The 20,582-nt window shown below is 72.5% G+C and carries 19 protein-coding genes; 9 read left to right on the forward strand and 10 right to left on the reverse strand.

The features are described from left to right. Nucleotides 1-36 precede the first annotated feature (36 nt). On the forward strand, nucleotides 37-1,035 hold the full coding sequence (locus J116_RS12150; protein WP_023587344.1) for an ATP-binding protein: 999 nt from the start codon (nucleotides 37-39) through the stop codon (nucleotides 1,033-1,035). Here the strand turns inward: J116_RS12150 and J116_RS12155 are convergent. Beyond that, complete coding sequence (locus J116_RS12155) at nucleotides 1,032-2,336, reverse strand: polysaccharide deacetylase family protein (RefSeq protein WP_028963971.1); 1,305 nt, start codon at nucleotides 2,334-2,336, stop codon at nucleotides 1,032-1,034. The two genes, J116_RS12150 and J116_RS12155, sit on opposite strands and share 4 nt — an antisense overlap. A 370-nt stretch (nucleotides 2,337-2,706) precedes the next feature. On the opposite strand from J116_RS12155, the gene acs reads away from it, so the two are divergent. The 5 genes from acs to J116_RS12180 all read left to right on the forward strand — a co-directional run bounded on the left by acs (nucleotide 2,707) and on the right by J116_RS12180 (nucleotide 9,534). Beyond that, entirely contained in the window at nucleotides 2,707-4,719 is a 2,013-nt protein-coding gene (gene acs, locus J116_RS12160; protein WP_201258805.1) for an acetate--CoA ligase, read from the forward strand. A 1,564-nt stretch (nucleotides 4,720-6,283) separates the two neighbouring features. Then, on the forward strand, nucleotides 6,284-7,741 hold the full coding sequence (gene nhaA / locus J116_RS12165) for a Na+/H+ antiporter NhaA (protein ID WP_235617338.1): 1,458 nt from the start codon (nucleotides 6,284-6,286) through the stop codon (nucleotides 7,739-7,741). A 38-nt stretch (nucleotides 7,742-7,779) separates the two neighbouring features. Then, nucleotides 7,780-8,274, forward strand: coding sequence for a phage holin family protein (locus tag J116_RS12170; protein WP_023587348.1), 495 nt, complete (start codon nucleotides 7,780-7,782; stop codon nucleotides 8,272-8,274). Beyond that, nucleotides 8,271-9,209 (forward strand): alpha/beta fold hydrolase, encoded by a 939-nt coding sequence (locus J116_RS12175; protein WP_023587349.1) that lies wholly within the window; start codon nucleotides 8,271-8,273, stop codon nucleotides 9,207-9,209. Before J116_RS12170 ends, J116_RS12175 begins: the two co-directional genes overlap by 4 nt. 145 nt (nucleotides 9,210-9,354) lie before the next feature. Beyond that, complete coding sequence (locus J116_RS12180; protein WP_023587350.1) at nucleotides 9,355-9,534, forward strand: hypothetical protein; 180 nt, start codon at nucleotides 9,355-9,357, stop codon at nucleotides 9,532-9,534. 351 nt (nucleotides 9,535-9,885) lie between these two features. On the opposite strand, the gene J116_RS12185 is transcribed toward J116_RS12180, so the two are convergent. The 3 genes from J116_RS12185 to nth all read right to left on the reverse strand — a co-directional run bounded on the left by J116_RS12185 (nucleotide 9,886) and on the right by nth (nucleotide 12,865). Then, nucleotides 9,886-11,085 (reverse strand): MarP family serine protease, encoded by a 1,200-nt coding sequence (locus tag J116_RS12185; protein ID WP_028963973.1) that lies wholly within the window; start codon nucleotides 11,083-11,085, stop codon nucleotides 9,886-9,888. A gap of 66 nt (nucleotides 11,086-11,151) precedes the next feature. After that, the gene (locus J116_RS12190) at nucleotides 11,152-11,859 is read right to left on the reverse strand and encodes an NUDIX hydrolase (RefSeq protein ID WP_023587353.1); all 708 of its coding nucleotides are present in this window, start codon (nucleotides 11,857-11,859) and stop codon (nucleotides 11,152-11,154) included. Nucleotides 11,860-11,998: 139 nt separating this feature from the next. Beyond that, entirely contained in the window at nucleotides 11,999-12,865 is an 867-nt protein-coding gene (gene nth, locus J116_RS12195; protein ID WP_023587354.1) for an endonuclease III, read from the reverse strand. A gap of 327 nt (nucleotides 12,866-13,192) precedes the next feature. On the opposite strand from nth, the gene J116_RS12200 reads away from it, so the two are divergent. Then, nucleotides 13,193-13,867: a Crp/Fnr family transcriptional regulator gene (locus tag J116_RS12200; protein ID WP_010473292.1), complete on the forward strand. Its 675-nt coding sequence runs from the start codon at nucleotides 13,193-13,195 to the stop codon at nucleotides 13,865-13,867. A 139-nt stretch (nucleotides 13,868-14,006) separates the two neighbouring features. On the opposite strand, the gene J116_RS12205 is transcribed toward J116_RS12200, so the two are convergent. From J116_RS12205 to J116_RS12225, 5 genes are all read right to left on the reverse strand, one after another. Continuing rightward, nucleotides 14,007-14,891, reverse strand: a complete 885-nt coding sequence (locus J116_RS12205; protein WP_023587355.1) for a prohibitin family protein — start codon at nucleotides 14,889-14,891, stop codon at nucleotides 14,007-14,009. Nucleotides 14,892-15,038: 147 nt separating this feature from the next. Beyond that, nucleotides 15,039-15,869, reverse strand: a complete 831-nt coding sequence (locus J116_RS12210) for an MBL fold metallo-hydrolase (protein ID WP_023587356.1) — start codon at nucleotides 15,867-15,869, stop codon at nucleotides 15,039-15,041. After that, nucleotides 15,866-16,783, reverse strand: coding sequence for an NUDIX hydrolase (locus J116_RS12215; protein WP_023587357.1), 918 nt, complete (start codon nucleotides 16,781-16,783; stop codon nucleotides 15,866-15,868). The genes J116_RS12210 and J116_RS12215 overlap by 4 nt, the downstream gene beginning before the upstream one ends. 156 nt (nucleotides 16,784-16,939) lie before the next feature. Then, the gene (locus J116_RS12220) at nucleotides 16,940-17,413 is read right to left on the reverse strand and encodes a RidA family protein (protein WP_023587358.1); all 474 of its coding nucleotides are present in this window, start codon (nucleotides 17,411-17,413) and stop codon (nucleotides 16,940-16,942) included. Further along, nucleotides 17,410-17,568 (reverse strand): DUF4177 domain-containing protein, encoded by a 159-nt coding sequence (locus tag J116_RS12225; RefSeq protein WP_003967454.1) that lies wholly within the window; start codon nucleotides 17,566-17,568, stop codon nucleotides 17,410-17,412. Before J116_RS12225 ends, J116_RS12220 begins: the two co-directional genes overlap by 4 nt. Nucleotides 17,569-17,649: 81 nt before the next feature. Here J116_RS12225 and J116_RS12230 point away from each other — a divergent pair, with 81 nt between their 5' ends. Together J116_RS12230 and J116_RS12235 are read left to right on the forward strand one after the other, a co-directional pair. Beyond that, nucleotides 17,650-18,618, forward strand: coding sequence for an ArsA family ATPase (locus tag J116_RS12230; RefSeq protein ID WP_023587360.1), 969 nt, complete (start codon nucleotides 17,650-17,652; stop codon nucleotides 18,616-18,618). Continuing rightward, on the forward strand, nucleotides 18,615-19,898 hold the full coding sequence (locus J116_RS12235; protein ID WP_023587361.1) for an ArsA family ATPase: 1,284 nt from the start codon (nucleotides 18,615-18,617) through the stop codon (nucleotides 19,896-19,898). The genes J116_RS12230 and J116_RS12235 overlap by 4 nt, the downstream gene beginning before the upstream one ends. 188 nt (nucleotides 19,899-20,086) lie before the next feature. Here the strand turns inward: J116_RS12235 and J116_RS12240 are convergent, their stop codons facing one another. Beyond that, nucleotides 20,087-20,431: a WhiB family transcriptional regulator gene (locus J116_RS12240; protein ID WP_023587362.1), complete on the reverse strand. Its 345-nt coding sequence runs from the start codon at nucleotides 20,429-20,431 to the stop codon at nucleotides 20,087-20,089. Nucleotides 20,432-20,582: the final 151 nt, after the last annotated feature.

Here is a 20,582-nt window from a genome sequence, read left to right on the forward strand (position 1 = left end):
CAACAAGCCGCCATCGAACCACTACGGTAGGTGAACATGAAGATCGCTTTCGTCGGGAAGGGCGGCAGCGGCAAGACGACGCTGTCCTCGCTCTTCATCCGCCATCTGGCGAGCACCGAGGCCCCCGTGGTCGCGGTGGACGCCGACATCAACCAGCACCTCGGAGCCGCGCTCGGCCTCGATGAGGACGAGGCGGCGGCAGTCCCCTCGATGGGCGCGCACCTGCCACTGATCAAGCAGTATCTGCGCGGCAGCAACCCACGGATCAGCTCCGCCGCCACGATGATCAAAACGACACCGCCCGGGGAGGGCTCGCGGCTGCTCCGCGTCCGCGAGGACAACCCGGTGTACGAGGCGTGCGCCCGCCCGCTGCGGCTGGACGGCGGTGTGATCCGGCTGATGGCGACGGGCCTGTTCACCGAGGAGGACCTGGGGGTGGCCTGCTACCACTCGAAGGTCGGCGCGGTGGAGCTGTTCCTGAACCACCTGGTGGACGGTCCGGACGAGTACGTCGTCGTCGACATGACGGCCGGTTCGGACTCGTTCGCGTCCGGGCTGTTCACCCGCTTCGACATGACGTTCCTGGTGGCCGAGCCGACGCGGAAGGCCGTCTCGGTCTACCGCCAGTACACCGAGTACGCGCGGGAGTTCGGGGTCGCCCTGAAGGTGGTCGGCAACAAGGTGCAGAACAGGGACGACCTGGAGTTCCTGCGAAACGAGGTCGGGGACGACCTGCTGGTGTCGCTCGGGCAGTCGGAGTGGGTGCGGTCCATGGAGCGGGGCCGGCCGGGGCCGTTCGGGGCGCTGGAGCCGGAGAACCGGGAGGCTCTGCGGGTACTGCGGGACGCCGTTGACGCGACGTACGCGATGCGCGACTGGGAGCGGTACACGCGCCAGATGGTCCACTTCCACCTGAGGAACGCCGAGAGCTGGGGCAACGCGAAGACGGGTGCCGACCTGGCCGCACAGGTCGACCCCGCCTTCGTCCTGGGGGAAGCGGTGACGCGGCTGTCCGTCGAGGGCGTCAGGCCCTAGCCGTCCCGGCGGGCACCGGAGGGCGCCGTCGCGCGGGCGGCCGCCTGGCCCGCGGTCGCGCTGCCGGCTGTCGGTGAGGCGTTCACCGCCGGAGCGGCGAGGAAGCGCTTCCAGCCCTCGGCCGGCGCCTGTCCGACCTTCAGCGACCGCAGCTTGGCGAGTACGGCCGGGTCCTGCGCGTCCAGCCAGTCGGCGAGCTGACGGAACGACACGCAGCGGACCTCGGGCTTCACGCAGACGTGAGCAATCGTTTCCTCAATGGCGCGCATGTACGTGCCGCCGTTCCAGGACTCGAAGTGGTTCCCGATGATCACGGGGGCGCGGTTGCCCTGGTACGAGCGGTTGAACGCCTGGATCAGGCCGTCCCGCATCTGGTTGCCCCAGAAGGCGTGCATGGCGGGGTCGCCCTTGGTGGTGCCGGACTGGTTGACCATGAAGTTGTAGTCCATGGACAGCGTCTCGAAGGCCCGGCCGGGGACGGGGACGAGATGCATGGACAGGTCCCACAGGGCGCCGTTCTTCTTCGGCCAGACCTGGTTGTTGACGCCGCTCGTGTCGTAGCGGAAGCCCAGTTCGCTCGCGGCGCTTACGAAGTTGTCGCGGCCTTCGAGGCAGGGGGTGCGTGCGCCGATGAGCTCCTTGTCGTAGTCGAACGGGAGCGGCTCCTCCTTCACCAGGCCGGAGTTGGTCTTCCAGTTCTTCACGAAGGACTTGGCCTGGGCGATCTCGCTCTTCCAGTCCTCGACGGACCAGGTGCCGACGCCGCCCTTGGGCCCGCAGAAGTGCCCGTTGAAGTGGGTCCCGATCTCGTTGCCCTCGAGCCAGGCGCCGCGCAGTTCGCGCACGGTGTCGCGGATGCCCTCGATGTCGTTGAAGCCGATGTCGGAACGGCCGGGGGCGTGACCGGGCGGGCTGTAGAGCGCGGCCTTCTCCTCGGGGAGCAGGTAGACGCCGCTGAGGAAGTACGTCATCTTCGCGTTGTACTGCTTGCCGACGCGGCGGAAGTGGGAGAACAGCTTCTGGCTGTCCTCGCCGGCCCCGTCCCACGAGAAGACGACGAACTGCGGGGGACGCTGGCCGGGGGCCAGGCGGGTGGGCTTCTCCAGGCCCGGCTGGAGGCCGGTGTAGGCCGTGGAGCCGTCACCGATCAGCCGGACGCGGTTCTTCGGCGGTGCGGCACCCTTCTCGGGGCCTCGCGCCCCGGCTCCGGGCGGCTCGTCTGAGCCGCCGCATCCCGCAAGCCCGGTGATCAGCGCCACCGCGACGGCGCCGATCACGATCCTCTTCCTGACAGCCCTCATCGGCCCACCCTTCCGTTCTGCCGGTTCGTGTGCGAGCGCCGCCAACGTCGCACCAGAAGCCGCGCTTTACCGGTATGACGAGCCGTATAGAAGGATTAATCACCATCACGGGTGAATCATCCGGCGAGGGTCTCGGGCCGGGCACGCCCCCGTACGGCGGGGCGTTGGAGTGGGTGCGGGGTGAACCCGCGGCGGGGCGGGGACGTGGTGGGGGTGGGTGGCCCCGCTCGTCCACGCACCCGGCGGCGGCTCGGGGAGGTGCCGCCCGACCGTACGTGCCGTCCGGAGCGCCCGGCTTCAGCCATCCGCCTGAGAGGTCTAAACCAATGCGCTGGAAACCCTTGTCACCCGCGCATCCGGCTGGTGAGCTATGGGCCGGGACACATCGGACGCCCTGGGAATGGGAGATGTCGTGAGCAACGAGAGCCTGGCCAACCTGCTGCGGGAAGAGCGTCGGTTCAGCCCGCCCGCCGAGCTGGCCGCGCGGGCCAATGTGACGGCCGCCGCGTACGAGCGGGCGGCGGCGGACAGGCTCGGCTTCTGGGCCGAGCAGGCGCGCCGTCTCAGCTGGGCCACCGAGCCCACCGAGACGCTCGACTGGTCGAACCCGCCCTTCGCCAAGTGGTTCGCCGACGGCAAGCTCAATGTGGCGTACAACTGCGTGGACCGCCATGTGGAGGCCGGGCTCGGGGACCGGGTGGCCATCCACTTCGAGGGCGAGCCGGGCGACAGCCGCGCCATCACGTACGCCCAGCTCAAGGACGAGGTCAGCCGGGCCGCGCACGCGCTGACGGAGCTCGGCGTCCGCAAGGGCGACCGGGTCGCGGTCTACATGCCGATGATCCCCGAGGCGGCCGTGGCCATGCTGGCGTGCGCCCGGATCGGCGCGGCGCACTCCGTGGTGTTCGGCGGCTTCTCGGCGGACGCCATCGCCGCCCGTATCCAGGACGCCGACGCCAAGGTGGTCATCACCGCCGACGGCGGTTACCGGCGCGGCAAGCCGTCTGCTCTGAAGCCGGCCGTGGACGAGGCACTGGGCCGGGTCGACGGGGTCGAGCGGGTGCTCGTGGTGCGCCGCACCGGGCAGGACGTGGCCTGGACCGAGGGCCGGGACGTCTGGTGGCACGACATCGTGGACCGGCAGAGCGCCGAGCACGTTCCCGAGGCGTTCGAGGCGGAGCACCCGCTGTTCATCCTCTACACCTCCGGCACCACTGGTAAGCCGAAGGGCATCCTGCACACCTCCGGCGGCTACCTCACCCAGGCGGCCTACACCCACCACGCCGTCTTCGACCTGAAGCCGGAGTCCGACGTCTACTGGTGCACCGCCGACATCGGCTGGGTCACCGGCCACTCGTACATCGTGTACGGGCCGCTGGCGAACGGCGCGACGCAGGTCATGTACGAGGGCACGCCGGACACGCCGCACCAGGGCCGGTTCTGGGAGATCGTGCAGAAGTACGGCGTCACGATCCTCTACACGGCGCCGACCGCGATCCGGACGTTCATGAAGTGGGGCGACGACATCCCCGCCAAGTTCGACCTGTCGAGCCTGCGCGTCCTGGGCTCCGTGGGGGAGCCGATCAACCCGGAGGCGTGGATCTGGTACCGGGAGCACATCGGCGGCGGCCGCTGCCCGATCGTGGACACCTGGTGGCAGACGGAGACGGGCGCGATGATGATCTCGCCGCTGCCCGGTGTGACGGAGACCAAGCCCGGTTCGGCGCAGCGGCCGCTGCCCGGCATCGCGGCGACCGTCGTGGACGACGAGGCCAACGAGGTGCCCAACGGTGGGGGCGGCTACCTGGTGCTCACGGAGCCGTGGCCGTCGATGCTGCGCACCATCTGGGGCGACGACCAGCGGTTCATCGACACGTACTGGTCCCGCTTCGAGGGCAAGTACTTCGCGGGCGACGGGGCCAAGAAGGACGAGGACGGCGACATCTGGCTGCTCGGCCGGGTGGACGACGTGATGCTCGTGTCGGGCCACAACATCTCCACCACCGAGGTCGAGTCGGCGCTCGTGTCGCACCCGAAGGTCGCGGAGGCCGCGGTCGTGGGCGCCGCCGACGAGACGACCGGCCAGGCCATCGTGGCGTTCGTGATCCTGCGCGGCAGCGTGGCGAAGGCGGCCGAGGCGGACCCCGACGCGCTCGTCGCCGAACTGCGCGACCACGTCGGCGCGACGCTCGGCCCGATCGCCAAGCCGAAGCGCGTCCTGCCCGTGGCGGAGCTGCCCAAGACCCGCTCCGGCAAGATCATGCGGCGGCTGCTGCGCGATGTCGCCGAGAACCGGGAGTTGGGTGACGTCACGACGCTGACGGACTCGTCCGTGATGGACCTGATCCAGGCCAAGCTCCCGTCCGCGAGCAGCGAGGACTGACGGGTCGGCGGTGTCGGTCGGCCCGCCCCTCGCGGCGAGGCCGACCGGCGGCGGCCGACGAGCCCGGGCGGCTGGCGTGACCCGGCTGCTGGGCGGCGGCCGCCGAGCCCGGGCCGATCGGGGCCGGCCGGGAATGACGGGCTGACGCGCCGGGGTTGATGGCCGGGCTGACGGCCGCAACCGGCTGGTTGGTGGGCCGGGCCCGACCTCATGGGCGGGCCCGGTCGGCCGGGCTGTCGGCCGCAACGGGGAGCGGGACCGACGGGGCAGCGGTCGGCGAGGGCCGACCGCCGCCTGTCCGACGAGAGCTGATGGGTCACCCCTGTGGGGCCGGTGCGACGGGCGCGGGTTCGGCGCCGGGCAGTGCCCTCGGTGATGGCCCCGCCAAGGCGACGGCCAGGCGGGTGAGGACTGACGAACGTGCCGGTCAGCGCTGCTGCCCGGACGACCGGCTGTCCCTGCGGACGGGGTCGGCCACGGGCTGACAGTCAGGTTCGGTACGGCCCGCGAGCGGCTCGGCACGGCACGGCTTACGAACGGCTCGCCACGCTGACAGTGAAACCGACCAAACTGGCCACGGCTGACCGCCCGCAGCCAGCACGGGGCAACGGCCGGGCCGTGACGGCTGACGCGCCAGGTCGGCAGCCGCTGGTGCCGGGGGGCCGGAGGCACGAGAGGCTGACCAGCTGGGGGCCGGTAACGGCTGACGCGCCGTGCCCGTGGCGCTGACCCGGACTTCCAAGGCAGACGGCCGAGTCGGGCACGGCCAACCGCCGGGCGCCGGGTGCCGTGCCCGGCATGGGCAACGGTCGGCTTCTCGGCCTCGTAACGGCTGACGTACTGGGGTCGGTCGGCGCTGATCGCGGGGTCCGGCGGGGTTGGCTCCGGTGGTGGCGAGCGCCGACCGGCTGAGATCGGTAACGGCTGACGCGATGGGGCTCGGCAACGGCTCACGTGCCGGGGCCGGTCGTCCCGGTTCCCAGGGCGCCGCCGGCGCTGGGGGCCGGGGCGTCGGGACCATACCGGCTGGAGCTGGCGACCGTGGCGGACGGAGGGCGCCGCCGCCAGAGCTGGCGGCCCAGGGCGTCGGGGACGTACCAGTGGGAGGGGGCGACCGTGGCGGACGGACGGTGCCGCCGCCAGAGCTGGCGGCCCAGGCCGGCGGGGCCGACCGGTTCGAGGGGGCGAGCGTGGGGGCTGGGCCGACGTGGGCTGGAGGGTGGCGGCGCGCCTGTTGATGTGCCGGGCCGGTGGTGCTGGGGAGCAGGTCAGCGCTGGCAGGCCCGGTGGTGCTGGAGGGGCCGTCGCTGACGCTGGGGCCCGGGGTGCCGGGGGGTCGGGAGGAGTGGTTGGGCGGTCGGGGGGCATGGGGGGAGGGAGGGCTGTGACGTCGCGCCGGGCGTCCATTTTGCGCTTAAAGTGACGATGATCCGATAAGCCCTTGCGTCCTGCCTGTATGGTGTGCGTCGCATCTACAAAGCGATAAAAATCCAATGGGGCGCCGGGAAGTCTGGTCGGCATGTGACTCGCCATGTCCACCGACACCACCGGAGGTCCCCGAACCGTGGCCGCGCCCAAGACGCCCGACCCCAACGGCACCAGCAACACCGGCAGCACCGGCAGCAGCAGCACCGCCACTGCCGCCGAGCGCAGGCTCCTGGCCCGGCTGTCGCTGCCCGAGCGGACCTTCGTGCTGGACGCCCTGCGCGCCGAGACCGTCGGTGGCGTCCTGCTGCTCCTCGCCGCCATCGCCGCCCTCATCTGGGCGAACACCCCGCTGAGCGAGAGCTACGAGTCGGTCCGCCACTTCCACATAGGGCCCTCCGCCCTCGGGCTGAACCTCTCGATCCAGCACTGGGCGGCCGACGGCCTCCTCGCGATCTTCTTCTTCGTCGCCGGTATCGAGCTCAAGCGGGAGATGGTCGCGGGCGAGCTGCGCGACCCCAAGGCCGCCGCGCTGCCCGTCGTCGCCGCGCTCTGCGGCATGATCGCCCCCGCCCTCGTCTACGTGGTGGTCAACACGACCGGCGGCGGTTCACTCGACGGGTGGGCGGTCCCGACCGCCACCGACATCGCGTTCGCGCTCGCCGTCCTGGCCGTCATCGGCACGTCGCTGCCCTCCGCGCTGCGGGCCTTCCTCCTCACGCTCGCCGTGGTGGACGACCTGTTCGCGATCCTGATCATCGCGGTGTTCTTCACCAGCGACCTGAACTTCGCCGCGCTCGGCGGCGCCGTCGCCGGACTGGTCCTCTTCTGGTTCCTGCTCCACAAGGGCGTGCGCGGCTGGTACGTGTACGTGCCGATCGCCCTGGCGATCTGGGGCCTGATGTACAACAGCGGCGTCCACGCCACCATCGCCGGTGTCGCCATGGGCCTGATGCTCCGCTGCTCGCGCCGCGAGGGCGAGGACCACTCCCCCGGCGAGCACATCGAGCACATGGTGCGTCCCCTGTCCGCCGGCTTCGCGGTGCCGATGTTCGCCCTGTTCTCGGCGGGCGTGGCCGTGTCCGGCGGCGCGATGCGGGACGTCTTCACCCAGCCGGAGACCCTGGGCGTCGTCCTCGGCCTGGTCCTCGGCAAGACGTTCGGCATCTTCGGCGGCACCTGGCTGACCGCCCGCTTCACCCGCGCCAAGCTGAACGAGGACCTGGCCTGGGCGGACCTGTTCGCCGTCGCCACCCTCGCCGGCATCGGCTTCACCGTCTCCCTGCTGATCGGCGAGCTGGCGTTCGAGGGCAACACCGAACTGACCGACGAGGTCAAGGCCGCCGTTCTCGTGGGCTCGTTCCTCGCCGCGCTCCTCGCCACCGTCCTGCTGAAGCTCCGCGTCCGGAAGTACCAGGCCATGGTCGAGGCGGAGGAGCGTGACGAGGACATGAGCGGCATCCCCGACGTCTACGAGGTGGACGACCCCGACCACCACCGCCGCCTCGCCGACATCTACGAGCGGAAGGCCGCGGAGCACCGCCGCCGTGCCGAGGAGGCGGGGGCGGCGCGCGAGAACGGCAGCAGTCCGGCATGATCTGAGGTCGGACCGTTGACGAGAGAGGGAGCGAGACCATGAGCCACCCCGCCGGGAGGACCGGTATCGCCGGGAACGGTGCAGAGGCCAGTCTCGGTCAGCTGGTCGCCTCGGCGACCACCGAGATGTCCGCGCTGGTGCACGACGAGATCGCCCTGGCCAAGGCCCAGCTCCGGCAGGACGTCAAGCGCGGTGCCATCAGCGGCATGGGCTTCCTGGCGGCCGGCATGGTGCTGCTCTTCTCGCTGCCGATGCTGAGCTTCGCGCTCGCGTACGGCTTCCGCGCGTGGACCGGCTGGCACATGTCGGTGTGCTTCCTGCTCTCCTTCGCGGTGAACGTCGTCGTGGCGGGCCTGCTGGCCCTCGTCGGCGCGGTGTTCGCGAAGAAGGCGAAGCGCGGCAAGGGCCCGCAGAAGACCGCGGCGTCCGTGAAGCGGACCGCCGCGGTGCTGCAGAACGTCAAGCCGCACCCCCGCCCCGGCTCCTCCGCCGTCCAGGAGAAGGCCGCGGCTGTGGCACGCTCGTCCGTATGACCGTCCCTGAGAGCAGTACCGGCGCCCCCGGCGGCCCCGTCCGGATCGACGGCCCGTGGACGCACCGCGACGTGGCGGCGAACGGGGCGCGGTTCCACATCGCGGAGATGGGCGACGGTCCGCTCGTCCTGCTGCTGCACGGCTTCCCGCAGTTCTGGTGGACGTGGCGGCACCAGCTGCCGGCGCTCGCCGAAGCCGGGTTCCGCGCCGTGGCGATGGACCTGCGGGGTGTGGGCGGCAGCGACCGTACGCCGCGGGGCTACGACCCGGCGAACCTGGCGCTCGACATCACCGGGGTCGTACGGTCCCTGGGCGAGCCGGACGCGGCGCTGGTCGGCCACGACCTGGGCGGGTACCTGGCGTGGACGGCCGCGGTGATGCGGCCCAAGCTGGTGCGGCGCCTGGCCGTCTCGTCGATGCCGCACCCGCGGCGGTGGCGCTCGGCGATGCTCTCGGACTTCGCGCAGACCCGCGCCGGTTCGTACGTGTGGGGCTTCCAGCGGCCGTGGCTGCCCGAGCGGCGGCTGGTCGCGGACGACGCGGCGCTCGTGGGGCGCCTGATCCGGGAGTGGTCCGGGCCGTGCGAGCCGGACGACGAGTCCCTCGACGTGTACCGGCGGGCGATGGCGATCCCCTCCACGGCGCACTGCTCCATCGAGCCGTACCGGTGGATGGTCCGCTCGCTGGCCCGCCCCGACGGCATCCAGTTCAACCGGCGCATGAAGCGGCCCGTGCGCGTGCCTACGCTCCATCTGCACGGCTCCGCCGACCCGGTGATGCGCACGCGCAGCGCGGCGGGTTCCGGCCAGTACGTCGAAGCCCCGTACCGCTGGCGGTTGTTCGACGGCCTTGGCCACTATCCGCACGAGGAGGACCCGTTGGCGTTCTCGGCGGAGCTCGTGAACTGGCTGAAGGACCCCGAGCCGGACCGCTGAGCCCACGCCCCGGGCCGCTGACCGTCTGAAGGTGCGTGAACCGGCGGGAACCGCGGTCCTACGATCGGCCAAATGCCCGGCGCATAGGCCAATTGGCCGTCCCCCGGGCGGTTACCGACCTTGGGGCCCGGGCACACGTCCGGGTATGGGCTGGACGCACGACCAAGTTGACGCCGCACGCAACCGCCGCACCGCCGCGGTGCCGCCTCCCGAGAGGAGCGGCAGCCCGCGCGACCCGGAGCTGGACGCCCGCCTCGGCATCCCGCGCATCCTGCGCCGCCGGGCCCGCTGGGTCTCCGCGCGCCTGCGGCATCAGCGCGACTGACCCCGCGGCGCGTGGCCGTACGGGCCCGCACCTCACGCACGTACGCACGCGTACGCCCATCTCGCGGTACGAGCCGGGGCAGGCGCCCGAACAGCGGGTGCCCGCCACAGGGTTCGACGCGCGCGCAGCGGACACCGCGTACAGCTGACGCCCGCCCTGTGGACGCCCCACGCCCGCCACAGGGGCCCGGCGGCCGGGCGAAGGCCCGGACCCGCCCGCCAAGCGCCCCGCGCCCGCCAAGCGCCCGCCGCCCGCCGCCCGCTAGGGGCCCGACGCCTGCCGAACAGTCCGGCGCCCGCCGAAAGGCCCGGCGCCCGCGACCGAGCGGCGCGCCGGGCCTCCGCCGTGGTGTCAGAGGGCGCAGCTCTGGCTGTCCACCTGCTGGTTGGCGCTCAGGCCGAGCGTGATGTCCTCGCGGATCTCGTCCACCGTCAGCGCGTACCCCGTGTTCGCGTCGTCCAGGGACCGCGCGAAGATCACGCCGTATACCTTGCCGTCCTCGGTGAGGAGCGGGCCGCCGGAGTTGCCCTGGCGGACCGTCGTGTACAGCGAGTACACGTCGCGGCGGACCTCGCCGCGCTGGTAGATGTCCGGGCCGTTGGCGTTGATGCGGCCCCGGACGCGCGCCGAGCGCACGTCGTACGCGCCGTTCTCCGGGAACCCGGCGACGATGGCGCTGTCGCCGCTGCGCGCGTCGGTCTCGGTGAACTCCAGCGGCCTGGCCTTGAGGTCCGGCACGTCCAGGACGGCGATGTCGCGCTGCCAGTCGTAGAGCACGACCGTCGCGTCGTACAGCCGCCCCTGGCCGCCTATCTGCACGGTCGGCTCGTCGACGCCGCCCACCACGTGCGCGTTGGTCATGACGCGGCGCTCGCCGAAGACGAAGCCGGTGCCCTCCAGGACCTTGCCGCAGCCGCTCGCCGTGCCGACGACCTTGACGATGGACTGCTGGGCGCGGGCGGCGACCGGGCTGTTGGCGAGGGCCGGGTCGGGCGGGCGGACCTCGGTGATGGGCTCGTTCGCGAAGGGGCTGAAGACCGGCGGGAAGCCGTTCTGCGCGAGCATCGACGTGAAGTCCGAGAACAGGGCGTCGGCCTTGAAGGGCATCACCTCCGTCACGCCCAGCAGCACCCGTGAGTCACGGGCCTCCTTGCCGACCGCGGGCACGACCGTCTGCGCGAGCACGCTGCCGAGGAGCCAGGCGACGAGGAGCATCGCCACCACGTTGACCAGCGCGCCGCCCGTCGCGTCGAGGGCGCGGGCGGGCGACCAGGTGATGTGGCGGCGCAGTTTGTTGCCGAGGTGGGTGGTGAGGGTCTGCCCCACGGAGGCCAGGATCAGCACGACGGCGATGGCGACGATGGCCGCGGCCGTGGAGACCTCGGCGTCACCCGTCAGCGGTCCCCACACGAGCGGCAGCAGGTAGACGGCGACCAGCCCGCCGCCGAGGAACCCGATCACGGACAGGATGCCGACCACGAACCCCTGTCGGTACCCGACGATCGCGAACCACACGGCGGCGACCAGCAGCAGGATGTCCAGCACGTTCACCGTCATTAGCCTCGCAGATTCGTCTCCGGTGGCCCCGTACGGCCGCGGAGCCCAGCAGTCAGCCTGTCATGCACGCCAGTCGAGCGGGACCTGCCTCCCCCGGTCCCACGGCTCCTCCCACCCGGCGAAGTGGAGGAGCCGGTCGATCAGCCCGGCCGTGAACCCCCAGACGAGGGCCGACTCGACCAGGAACGCGGGGCCCTTGTAGCCGCTGGGGTGGACGGCCGTGGCGCGGTTGGCGGGGTCCGCGAGGTCCGCCACGGGCGCCGTGAAGACCCGGGCGGTCTCGGCCGGGTCCACCGCGCCGACCGGGCTCGGCTCCCTCCACCACCCGAGTACGGGCGTGACGACGAAGCCGCTCACCGGGATGTACAGGCGGGGCAGTACGGAGAAGACCTGGACGCCCGACGGATCGAGGCCGGTCTCCTCCTCGGCCTCGCGCAGGGCGGCGCGCAGCGGGCCGAGCGTGGCGGGGTCGCCGTCCTCCGGGTCGAGGGCGCCGCCCGGGAAGGACGGCTGCCCGGCGTGCGAGCGGAGGGTCCCGGCGCGCTCCATCAGCAGCAGCTCGGGCCCGCGCTCACCCTCGCCGAAGAGGATCAGCACGGCGGCCTGGCGGCCTCCCTCCGGCGGCGGCAGGAACCGGCTGAGCTGCTCGGGCTCGATCGTGTGCGCCGCCTTGGCCACGGGCTCCAGCCAGGCGGGCAGCCCTTCCACGCTGACGTCCACGGACGGCAGCCCGCCGCCGCCTCCGGCGTCTTCCCTCGCACGCGTCACAGGCACCCCCGGTTCACCAGCACCCAGCGTTCCTCGCGCGCGCCGGCCGACAGCCCCGGCTCACCCGCCGTCTCCTCGCGCGCGTCACAAGCACCCCCGCTCACCCAACGCGTCCCGGCCCCGAGATCGTTCCGCCCGCTCAGACCGCCTCCTCGGTCGCGTCCGCGTCGCCCGTGCCCAGAGGGGCTGCCGGGCGGCCCGGAAAGTCCGGCGGCGGGGCGAGGCGCTGCCCCGGGTACCCGCCCATCTCGTACTTGAGCAGCTTCTTCGCCTTCTCCGGATCGGTCTCGCCCTCCCCGTACGCCGGGCAGAGCGGCGCGATCGGGCAGGCGCCGCACGCGGGCTTGCGGGCGTGGCAGATGCGGCGGCCGTGGAAGATCACCCGGTGCGAGAGCATCGTCCACTCGGACTTCGGGAAGAGGTCGGCGACGACCGCCTCGACCTTCTCCGGGTCCTCCTCCTCGGTCCACTTCCAGCGGCGGACCAGCCGCCCGAAGTGCGTGTCCACGGTGATGCCGGGGACCCCGAAGGCGTTGCCCAGGACCACGTTCGCCGTCTTGCGTCCGACGCCGGGCAGCGTGACCAGGTCCTCCAGGCGCCCGGGGACCTCACCGTCGAACCGGTCGCGCAGGGCCGTGGAGAGGCCGATCAGGGAGCGGGCCTTGGCGCGGAAGAAGCCGGTGGGCCGGATGATCTGCTCCAGCTCCTCCGGTACGGCCGCCGCCATGTCCTCCGGGGCGGGGTACTGGGCGAAGAGCGCCGGCGTCGTCTGGTTCACCCGCAGGTCGGTCGTCTGGGCGGACAGCACCGTCGCCACGAGCAGCTCGAAGGGATTGCGGAAGTCCAGCTCCGGATGGGCGTACGGGTAGACCTCGCCGAGCTCGCGGTTGATCCGCCGCGCCCGGCGCACCAGAGCGAGGCGGGATTCCGGCACGCTCGCCTTCTTTGTCGCTTTAGTCCGCTTTTGCGCGATTTTCCTGGATGCCGCCGGGGCTTGTTCGCCCACAGCGGAATTCTGCTCCCCGGACACGTTCCCGGACACTCTCCCGGCCCCCTCGGTGTGCGCTCTCACCGGCGAATTGGACACCCGGCCAGCCTAAGCGGAGCCACCGACATCCGCCCTGGGCACGGGTGATGTGGACCCAATCGGGCCCCTGACGTACGGACACGCGTATCAGTACGTCAAACTTGTTGTGATTGATCGCACGGCAAATAACCTGCGGGGGCCGGACGCCCCCGGGGCCGCGTCCCACAGCGTCCCCCGGAAGAGCACCCCACAGTCCGGCATCATGGGGACCAACGTCCCTGAGCAGGTCGACATAGGAGTGAACTCGTGGACGACGTTCTGCGGCGCGCCCCGCTCTTCGCGGCGCTCGATGACGAGCAGGCCGCGGAGCTCCGCGCCTCGATGAGTGAGGTGACGCTCGCCCGCGGCGACGCGCTCTTCCACGAAGGCGACCCGGGCGACCGGCTCTACGTGGTCACCGAAGGCAAGGTCAAGCTCCACCGCACGTCCCCCGACGGCCGCGAGAACATGCTCGCCGTCCTCGGCCCGGGCGAGCTGATCGGCGAGCTGTCCCTGTTCGACCCGGGTCCGCGTACGGCCACGGCGACCGCGCTGACCGAGGTGAAGCTGCTCGGCCTGGGCCACGGCGACCTCCAGCCCTGGCTGAACGCCCGCCCCGAGGTGGCGTCGGCCCTGCTGCGCGCCGTCGCCCGCCGCCTGCGCAAGACCAACGACCAGATGTCCGACCTGGTCTTCTCCGACGTGCCGGGCCGTGTCGCCCGGGCGCTCCTCGACCTGTCGCGCCGCTTCGGCGTCCAGTCGGAGGAGGGCATCCACGTGGTGCACGACCTCACCCAGGAGGAGCTGGCCCAGCTCGTCGGCGCGTCCCGCGAGACCGTCAACAAGGCGCTGGCCGACTTCGCGGGCCGCGGCTGGCTGCGCCTGGAGGCGCGCGCCGTGATCCTGCTGGACGTCGAGCGCCTGGCGAAGCGCTCCCGCTGAGCCACGTGCTCCCGCGCCGAGCCACACGCCGGTCTTCCAGCGCTCCCGCCGACCTCCTGTAGCGCGTACGTGCGCGAAGGGCCGCCCCGCAGCGACTGCGGGGCGGCCCTTCGCGCACGTACGGCCCAAGGGCCGCGCGTCAGTTCTTCTTGCCGTCCACGATCACCGGCGTGCCGCCGCCGCCGCCGCACGGCACCGTGTACACCGGGTTCTTCGCCGCGGCCTCCTTGAAGGCCTCGATGCACTGGTTGAGCAGGACCTTGTCGGTCAGCGAGCTGGTGAGGATCTTGTTGGCGCGGGCGATGCCCTCCGCCTCGATCCGGCGGCGCTCGGCCTCGGCCGTGGCCGTACGGGCGGCCTCCTGGGCGCGCTCGGTGGCCTGCTGCTGCTGGATCTTGCGGTCGATCTGGTCCTGGAGCTGGTCGGACGGCTTCACGTTCCGCAGGTTGACGGTCGTCACATCGATGCCGCGCGGCGCCAGGCGCTCCTTGATCAGCTCACCGATCTCGGCGTTGATCTTCTCGCGGGCGGAGGTGTAGCCCTCCTCGCTCGTGTGGCGCGCGAAGACGTTGCGGACGATCTCCCGGCTGTCCGGGAAGACCAGCCGCTGCTGGATCGCCGCCTCGTTCCCCGCGAGCCGGTACAGCTCGACCGCCTTGGACGGCTTGACCGCCCACTTCACGGTCAGCTCCGCGTACATGACGCCGCCCTGCGAGGAGCGGACCTCCACCACGTCCTTGTCGGACAGGTTCAGGTCCACGGGGCGGGTGGAGAAGGTGGTGACGGTGGTGAACGGCGAGATGACGTTCATGCCCGGCGTCATCGGCGTACCGACCTTGCCGAACGTCACCGGGACGCCGACCTCGTACGCGCCGACGACGTGCACGCAGCTCACCACCCCCGCGAGCAGGCCGGCGAGCACCGCGCCGACCGCGCCGAGCCGGAAGGCGCCGCGGCCCTCGCCGCGCCCGACGAAGAACAGCACCACCGCGGCTATGAGCAGCAGGATGGATAGGACAAACACGAAGATCCCCCCGGGTACGACACATGGCTCTGCGACTGATGTAAAGGGAGCGTAAAGCATCCCCCGCCGCCGGGAACCCCGCCCGCTGTCGCGAACGCGTACCGACTTCGCCACGACCTGGAGTCAGGCCCCGGGCGCCGACGCGCGTCAGATCAGCCCGTGCTCCGAGAGGTACTCCAGCTGTGCCCTTACGGACAGTTCGGCCGCGGGCCACAGGGACCGGTCCACGTCCGCGTACACGTGCGCCACGACCTCCGCGGGCGTCGTGTAGCCGTCCTCCACGGCGGTCTCCACCTGGGCGAGCCGGTTCGCGCGGTGCGCCAGGTAGAACTCCACGGCACCCTGCGCGTCGTCCAGGACCGGCCCGTGGCCCGGCAGCACGGTGTGCACGCCGTCGTCCACGGTCAGGGACCGCAGCCGCCGCAGCGAGTCCAGGTAGTCCCCGAGCCGCCCGTCCGGGTGCGCCACCATCGTCGTGCCGCGCCCCAGGACCGTGTCGCCCGTCAGCACGGCGCGGTCGGCGGGCAGGTGGAAGCTGAGCGAGTCCGCGGTGTGGCCGGGCGTCGGCACGACCCGCAGTTCCAGTCCGCCGACCTCGATGACCTGGCCAGCGGCCAGGCCCTCCTCGCCGAGCCGCAGCGCCGGGTCCAGGGCCCGTACGGGCGTCCCGGTCAGCTCGGCGAACCGGGCGGCGCCCTCCGCGTGGTCGGGGTGGCCGTGCGTGAGCAGCGTCAGGGCGACGCGCTTGCCGAGGCGTTCGGCGGTGTCCCGTACGCGCGCGAGGTGGCCCTCGTCGAGGGGTCCGGGGTCCACGACGACGGCGAGCGGCGAGTCCGGCTCGGACAGCACCCAGGTGTTGGTGCCGTCCAGGGTCATCGCGGACGGGTTGGGCGCCAGGACGTTCACGGCCCGCTCGGTGGCGGGGCCTGACACGACGGCGCCGCGGGGCTGGCCGGGCAGGACGGACGCGTCGGTCATACGGCGCCTCCGGCGTGCGAGGCCCCGGCGGTTCCGGGGGCACCGGCGGGGTCGGCCGTGCCCGGCACGTGCTTGGTGAACTCGTCGTGCCCGGGCCAGCTCAGCACCACCCGGTCGCCGTCGAGGCGCGCCCGCGCGAGGACGGGCGTGAGGTCCTGCTCGCGGGCGGCGTCCAGGACGGCCGCCGGGGAGTCGTACGCGGTGAGGGCGCGCAGCGTGGCGATGGTGGGCGGCATCATCAGCAGCTCGCCCCTGTCGTACCCGGCGGCGGCGTCGGCGGGGCGGGTCCACACGGTCCGGTCGGCCTCCGTGGAGGCGTTGGAGGCGCGCTGGCCCTCCGGGAGCGCGGCGACGAAGAACCACGTGTCGTAGCGGCGCGGCTCGAACTCGGGGGTGATCCAGCGCGCCCAGGCCCCCAGCAGGTCGGAGCGCAGCACCAGGTCCCGCTCGTCGAGGAACTCCGCGAACGACAGCTCTCGCGCGACGAGCGCGGCGCGGGCCTTCTCCCAGTCGCCGCCCGTGGGGTCGCCGACCACCGAGTCCGGGGTGGGCCCGGCCAGGAGGACACCCGCCTCCTCGTACGTCTCGCGGACCGCCGCGCACACGATGGCCCGCGCCTCCGCCGGGGTGGTCACGCCGAGGCGCTCGGCCCACTCGGCGGGCGTGGGCCCGGCCCAGCGCACCGGCCGCTGCTCGTCACGCGGATCGACGCCGCCGCCGGGATAGGCGTACGCGCCACCCGCGAAGGCCATGGAGGTGCGGCGGCGCAGCATGTGCACCTCGGTCGTGCCGCCGGCGCCGCGCAGCAACATCACGGTGGCGGCGCGCCGGGGCGCCACGGCCGTCAGCTCACCGGCCGCGAGGGCGCGGATGCGGTCGGGCCATTCCGGTGGGTACCACTGACCATTGGACATGGCCGGAGCCTATGCCGATCGGACGGGATGTTCGAGGGCTCCCCCGGCAGCACGGCGGGGGGTACGGAAACGCGGCCCCGCGCGCGCGTGGGCGTCGCCTTCGCGCACGCAGGGCCGCAGGGCGTACCGGGGCCGGTACGGGGCCCGGGCAGGGGCTCAGCCCTCCGGCGTCAGCTCCACCTGGATCTCGACCTCCACGGGCGCGTCCAGCGGCAGCACCGCCACGCCGACCGCGCTCCGGGCGTGGACACCGGCCTCGCCGAGGATGTCGCCCAGCAGCTCGCTCGCGCCGTTCAGCACGGCCGGCTGCCCCGTGAAGTCGGGCGCCGACGCGACGAAGCCGACGACCTTCACGACGCGCGCGATCCGGTCCAGGTCGCCCACCACGGACTTCACCGCGGCCAGCGCGTTCAGCGCGCAGACGCGGGACAGGTCGTAGGCCTCCTCCGGGGTGACCTCGGCGCCCACCTTGCCGGTGACCGGGAGCTTGCCGTCCACCATGGGCAGCTGGCCCGCCGTGTACACGTACGCACCGGACCGGACGGCAGGCTGGTACGCGGCCAGCGGCGGCACGACCTGCGGCAGCGTCAGGCCCCGCTCGGCGAGCGCGGCCTCGACGCGCCCGGTCACGCCTTCTCCCGCTTCAGGTAGGCCACGAGCTGCTCGGGGTTGTTCGGGCCGGGGACGACCTGGACCAGCTCCCAGCCGTCCTCGCCCCAGGTGTCCAGAATCTGCTTGGTCGCGTGCACGAGAAGCGGCACGGTCGCGTATTCCCACTTGGTCATGGGCCGACTGTAGCCGCTGCCGCGCACGGCCCCGGGGCGGCCTCCTGCATGGGCCGTCACGCCACTGGTTACGCTCGCCCTGTGAGCAGGCTCCAGGTCGTCAGCGGAAAGGGCGGTACCGGTAAGACGACGGTCGCCGCCGCCCTCGCGCTCGCCCTCGCGACGGAGGGCGAACGGACCCTCCTCGTGGAGGTCGAAGGCAGACAGGGCATCGCACAGCTCTTCGGGACGCAGCCGCTCCCGTACGAGGAACGCAAGATCGCCGTGGCGCCGGGCGGCGGGGAGGTGTACGCCCTCGCGATCGACGCCGAACAGGCGCTGCTCGACTACCTCCAGATGTTCTACAAGCTGGGCGCGGCCGGACGCGCGCTGAAGAAGCTCGGCGCGGTCGATTTCGCGACGACCATCGCCCCGGGCGTGCGGGACGTGCTCCTCACCGGCAAGGCCTGCGAGGCAGTGCGCCGCAAGGACAAGGCCGGGCGGTTCGTCTACGACCACGTCGTGATGGACGCCCCGCCGACGGGCCGCGTCACGCGCTTCCTGAACGTCAACGACGAGGTGGCGGGGCTGGCCCGGATGGGCCCGGTCCACCACCAGGCGCAGGCGGTGATGCGGGTCATCAAGTCGCCCGAGACGGCCGTGCACCTGGTGACCCTGCTGGAGGAGATGCCGGTCCAGGAGACCGCGGACGGCGTCGCCGAGCTGCGCGCCGCCGGGCTGCCGGTGGGGAACGTGCTGGTGAACATGGTCCGCCCGCGCCTCCTCGACGAGGACGCGGTACGGGCCGCCGCCGGTGACCGGCGCGCCGACGTGGCCAGGGCCCTGGTGGCGGCCGGGGTGGACGGCGCCGAACGGCTGGTGGACCCGCTGCTCGCGGAGGCGGCCGAGCACGCGCGGCGGGTGGAGCTGGAGCGGGAGCAGCGGGAGGCGCTGGCGAAGCTCCAGGTGCCGGCGTACGAACTGCCGCTGCTGGGCGGCGGTGTGGACCTCGCCGGGCTGTACCGGCTGGCCAGGGAACTGCGGGGGAGCCTCGGGGTGAGCGACGCATGACGGCCGTGGAAGCGACACCTGGAGCGACACCGGCGCCCGGCGCCACGCGCGCGCTGGAAGTGGACCCGCTGCTGGACGACCCGGCGACCCGGATCGTCGTGTGCTGCGGCTCGGGCGGGGTCGGCAAGACGACGACGGCCGCCGCGCTGGGCCTGCGGGCGGCGGAGCGGGGCCGGAAGGTGGTCGTCCTGACGATCGACCCGGCCCGTCGGCTGGCGCAGTCGATGGGCATCGAGGAACTGGACAACGTCCCGCGCCGGGTGCCGGGCATCGACGCGGCGGCGGGCGGCGAGCTGCACGCGATGATGCTGGACATGAAGCGCACGTTCGACGAGATCGTCGAGGCGCACGCGGACCCGGAGCGGGCCCGCGCGATCCTGGCCAACCCCTTCTACCAGTCGCTGTCGGCCGGCTTCGCGGGCACGCAGGAGTACATGGCGATGGAGAAGCTGGGCCAGCTGCGGGCGCGCGACGAGTGGGACCTGATCGTCGTGGACACGCCGCCGTCGCGGTCGGCGCTGGACTTCCTGGACGCGCCGAAGCGGCTGGGGTCGTTCCTGGACGGCCGTCTGATCCGGGCGCTGATGGCCCCGGCGAAGGTGGGCGGCCGGGCGGGGATGAAGTTCCTGAACGTCGGCATGTCGATGATGACGGGCACGCTGGGGAAGCTGCTGGGCGGTCAGCTGCTGCGGGACGTGCAGACGTTCGTGGCGGCGATGGACACGATGTTCGGCGGTTTCCGTACGCGGGCGGACGCGACGTACCGGCTCCTCCAGGCGCCCGGCACGGCGTTCCTGGTGGTGGCCGCGCCGGAGCGGGACGCGCTGCGGGAGGCCGCGTACTTCGTGGAGCGGCTGGCCGCGGAGGACATGCCGCTCCAGGGGCTGGTACTCAACCGGGTGCACGGGAGCGCCGCCGGGGAGCTGTCGGCGGAGCGGGCCCTCGCGGCGGCGGAGAATCTTGACGGGCCCCGCATGGCGGATCGGGTGGCCGGGCAGACTCGTGTGGGTGGCCCGGCGGCCACCTCCCCCGAGGCTCCCGCACCCGACCCCACTCCCGAAGCCCCGCCCGCTGTCGCCGAGTTCACGGCGGGGCTCCTGCGGCTCCACGCGGAGCGGATGCAGGTGCTCGACCGTGAGCGGCGCACGCGGGACCGTTTCTCCACGCTGCACCCGGACGTACCGGTGACGGAGGTCCCCGCGCTCGCAGAGGACGTCCACGACCTGGCCGCCCTGCGCGCCATCGGCGCACACCTGGCGGCACCGCGACAGGCCCGCTGAGCCCCGGCGCGCCGCGCCACGAGACACCCACGCCGCTCGCGCCGCCCCGCGGCCACCTGTCGGCCGCCGACAGCGACGTACCGCCTGCGGCCCCGCGGACGCGCCGTCCCGCAGACCCACGACGCACTACTGCCGTACTACCGCAGCAAGGAAGCGCCGAAGTGCCGCGGCACCGGCCCGTCGACGGCTCAGCCGGCCGCCGCGTACGTCTCGTACGTCTCGTCGTCGTCGAGCGCGACCGGCAGGATGCCCGCGCTGCGCTCGTACTCCGTGCGCGCCGTCTCCAGGAGGCGCCGCCAGGAGGTCACGGTCGGCCGCCGCCTCAGCAGGGCACGCCGCTCACGTTCCGTCATCCCACCCCACACGCCGAACTCGACGCGGTTGTCCAGCGCGTCGGCCAGGCACTCGGTCCGCACCGGGCACCCGGTGCACACCGCCTTGGCCCTGTTCTGCGCCGCTCCTTGTACGAACAGTTCATCCGGATCGGTAGTGCGGCAGGCCGCCTGCGCACTCCAGTCAGCTACCCAGCCCATGCCGGCGCCGTCCTCTCCCGAATCGAGGCTCCCCCACGGCGACAGCGGCATATTCACCGCTGCCAGTTGAGGACGTTACGGAAGGTGGACACAGCGCAACACCCCCGTCGGGCCCAATCTTGAATGGCCCGAACGGACTATGCGTACGCGG

This window comes from Streptomyces thermolilacinus SPC6, assembly GCF_000478605.2.
Classification (GTDB): domain Bacteria; phylum Actinomycetota; class Actinomycetes; order Streptomycetales; family Streptomycetaceae; genus Streptomyces; species Streptomyces thermolilacinus.

Coding starts and splice junctions, on each gene's coding strand:
- J116_RS12240 (WP_023587362.1), bottom strand. CDS start 20,431: ATGGGCTGGGTAGCTGACTGGAGTGCGCAGGCGGCCTGCCGCACTACC.
- J116_RS12175 (WP_023587349.1), top strand. CDS start 8,271: ATGACCGTCCCTGAGAGCAGTACCGGCGCCCCCGGCGGCCCCGTCCGG.
- J116_RS12210 (WP_023587356.1), bottom strand. CDS start 15,869: ATGACCGACGCGTCCGTCCTGCCCGGCCAGCCCCGCGGCGCCGTCGTG.
- J116_RS12225 (WP_003967454.1), bottom strand. CDS start 17,568: ATGACCAAGTGGGAATACGCGACCGTGCCGCTTCTCGTGCACGCGACC.
- J116_RS12215 (WP_023587357.1), bottom strand. CDS start 16,783: ATGTCCAATGGTCAGTGGTACCCACCGGAATGGCCCGACCGCATCCGC.
- J116_RS12235 (WP_023587361.1), top strand. CDS start 18,615: ATGACGGCCGTGGAAGCGACACCTGGAGCGACACCGGCGCCCGGCGCC.
- J116_RS12150 (WP_023587344.1), top strand. CDS start 37: ATGAAGATCGCTTTCGTCGGGAAGGGCGGCAGCGGCAAGACGACGCTG.
- J116_RS12180 (WP_023587350.1), top strand. CDS start 9,355: ATGGGCTGGACGCACGACCAAGTTGACGCCGCACGCAACCGCCGCACC.
- acs (WP_201258805.1), top strand. CDS start 2,707: ATGGGCCGGGACACATCGGACGCCCTGGGAATGGGAGATGTCGTGAGC.
- J116_RS12155 (WP_028963971.1), bottom strand. CDS start 2,336: ATGAGGGCTGTCAGGAAGAGGATCGTGATCGGCGCCGTCGCGGTGGCG.
- J116_RS12170 (WP_023587348.1), top strand. CDS start 7,780: ATGAGCCACCCCGCCGGGAGGACCGGTATCGCCGGGAACGGTGCAGAG.